This window comes from Lacticaseibacillus salsurae, from assembly GCF_045862175.1.
Classification (GTDB): Bacteria; Bacillota; Bacilli; order Lactobacillales; family Lactobacillaceae; genus Lacticaseibacillus; species Lacticaseibacillus salsurae.
Genome location: NZ_BAAFZI010000115.1, coordinates 1 through 2,690, shown reverse-complemented (window position 1 = coordinate 2,690; position 2,690 = coordinate 1). Strand labels below are relative to the sequence as shown.

Annotated in this window: 3 protein-coding genes and 1 pseudogene; all 4 read left to right on the top strand. The window is 48.8% G+C overall.

Annotation, left to right across the window (positions count from 1 at the left end):
- The first annotated feature begins 3 nt into the window (after positions 1 to 3).
- Complete coding sequence (locus ACKTSG_RS14015) at positions 4 to 888, top strand: ABC transporter permease (protein WP_407895634.1); 885 nt, start codon at positions 4 to 6, stop codon at positions 886 to 888.
- The gene (locus tag ACKTSG_RS14010; protein ID WP_407895633.1) at positions 882 to 1,646 is read left to right on the top strand and encodes an ABC transporter ATP-binding protein; all 765 of its coding nucleotides are present in this window, start codon (positions 882 to 884) and stop codon (positions 1,644 to 1,646) included. The genes ACKTSG_RS14015 and ACKTSG_RS14010 overlap by 7 nt, the downstream gene beginning before the upstream one ends.
- 13 nt (positions 1,647 to 1,659) lie before the next feature.
- Positions 1,660 to 2,484: an ABC transporter substrate-binding protein gene (locus ACKTSG_RS14005; protein ID WP_407895631.1), complete on the top strand. Its 825-nt coding sequence runs from the start codon at positions 1,660 to 1,662 to the stop codon at positions 2,482 to 2,484.
- A gap of 10 nt (positions 2,485 to 2,494) precedes the next feature.
- Positions 2,495 to 2,690: pseudogene (locus ACKTSG_RS14000) on the top strand (IS1380 family transposase); the annotation flags it as partial.

The following is a 2,690-nucleotide window of genomic DNA, read 5'->3' as shown; positions in this document are numbered from 1 at the left end:
AGGTTGATCCGGAAACTGGTGAATGGAAAGGTTCCGGTATCGAAACGTTATTTTAAAACAAGACAGCTCTCAGTGAACTGCCTTGCAGGTAAATCGAATTCAGTTCCAACAAATTGGGTAAAGGTCAAAGGCTATGTGTATAAAAGCTACTTTATCGGCGGGGTGTTTTTAGTTTTAGGCCTGTATAATCTGGTCACGTTAAAATTTGCCTTGATCAATCCGCTATTTTTCCCCAGCCCTGAAGCGATCTTGAATGTCATCGTCAAAGATTGGGCGTTTTTACTGAAGTGTTTAGGCTATTCGACTCGACTCTTGCTCACTGGCTTAGCCTTTGGGATCACCACCGGGTTGATCACCGGCGTGTTGATCGGTTGGTATGCCAAGTGGAATTACTGGCTGTCACCAGTGGTCAAACTGTTTGGCCCGATCCCTTCGACTGCGTTCATCCCAGTGGCTTTGTCCGCTTTTGCCACCAGCTTTCAAGCTTCAGTGTTTTTGATCGCTTTGTCCACTTGGTTTCCGATCACGATCTTAACCAATTCTGGCATCATCAACGTGAAAAAAGAATTCTTTGAAGTCGCTGATACCATGGGTGCAAGCGACGCGCAAAAGATCTTTCGCGTGGCGATCCCAGGCGCGTTACCAGATATTTTCGTCGGGATCTTCAACGGGATCTGCTCAAGTTTCATCACCTTGATGACAGCGGAAATGATCGGCGTGAAATATGGCATCGGCTGGTACATCAACTGGCAGCGCCAGATCATGGGTTACGCCAACGTGTACGCTGGCTTGTTGGTCATCGCCGTTAGCTTCAGCTTGTTGGTCACGATCTTCTTTAAGATCCGCGATCATTTCTTACGCTGGCAGAAAGGAATCATCCAATGGTAGAAACATTAGGCGAAATCAAAATCAATGATGTCCAAAAAATTTATCCCGCTGACGGCCTCGGCGCCAAAGCTACTGAAGCCATCCATCATGTTTCCGCAACCATCCACCCAGGCGAATTTGTCGCTTTGATCGGCCCGTCTGGTTGCGGTAAATCCACCTTGTTGCGCATTTTAGCCGGCTTGGATGTGCCCACTGAAGGCACAGTCGTGGTTGATGGCAACCAAATCGCCGGACCTAGTCGTGAACGCGGGTTGGTGTTTCAAGACGCGACGCTTTATCCTTGGCTGACGATCGCAGAAAATGTGCGCTTTGGCTTAAAGCTCGACCATCAAAAAAACACTGACGGCAAAGTCCAAGAGTTCATTGATCTCGTCGGGTTGAGCGGCTTTGAAGATCAATATCCATCGCAACTTTCCGGTGGGATGCAACAGCGCGTCGCCATTGCCCGCGCTTTGATCAACTACCCGAAGATCTTATTATTCGATGAACCTTTCGGCGCGTTGGATGCGTTCACCCGCATGCGGCTGCATGACCAGTTGATCAACATTTGGCAAAAGCGCAAGTTGACCATGGTGATCGTGACCCATGACGTGGAAGAAGCAGTGTACTTAGCCGATCGCGTCTTTACCATGACACCGCGACCAGCGATTTTAAAAGAAATCGTGCCAGTGAACTTACCGCACCCGCGCGACCGCAATAGTCCAGAATTCATTGCCTTAAAAGAAAAAGTGTTGGGGATCTTGAATTTTAAAGCCTAAGGGAGTGTTTCAAATGAAAAAGCAAAACAAGAAAACGGCGTGGATCGCCGTGGCCGTTGTCGCGGTGTTCGCCATTTTGTTGGCAGTGGTATTCGTCAACCAAAACAAAAAGTCGGCTACCAGCACCAAAACCCAAACCACTGCCATCGCCAATAACAAAACAGACGACGATTATGTGTTGAAACTCGGCGAAGCTGGCGGCGTTTGTGGGGCGCCTCAACAAATCGCCCAAGCCAAAGGATTCTTCAAGAAAGTCGGCTTGAAGTATAAGATCGTCAAGACTTCCGCTGATTCTTCAGCCGTTGAAACTGTCACTTCTGGGAAAGTCGATGCCTCCAATACCTTGTTGGGCTCGATCATCCAACCGTTAGCCAACGGCGCGCAACTCAAGATCACCACTGGCTTGCATACCGGCTGTGTCAGCTTATTGACCGCGAAGAACTCGCCGATCAAGTCTGCCAAAGATTTTGTCGGCAAGAAGATCGGGGTGGCCACAGTTGCTGGGACTGAAGCGACTTTCACCAAGCGCTGGTTAGGCGACAATGGCGTTGACGTGAACGCCAATACTTCCAAGGTCCAATTCGTCCAATATGACGCGTCAGATCTGGCCATCGCTTTGGCAAAAGGCCAAGTGGATGCCATTGCCATCGAAGATCCTGATGTGCAAATCGCCGTGAAGCAATATGGCTTCAACATTTTAGCCAGCTCAGCCAAAACCGCGCCATTTAATACTGAACCTGGATTATTCATAGAATTTCAAAAAAGCAGCGCAATCCCACGATTCACACGGGACTGCGCTGCTTTGGTGTTTCACCCATTGGGTGCGCCTATATGCTAAGGTTGAGTCGATGAAAACCATCACGAAAGCGAGGCTTCACACCATCTCAACTTTAACCAGCTTATCCCTGCAATGCAATACCAATGTGACTGTGACCGCCGACGGCGGTCAACTTTCAAATGACGCCGGGCTCGTTTTGTTCCAAGAGTTTCTTCATCGTATCAACTTTAGGCAACTTGCCAATCAGTGCCTCAAGTTACCAGACC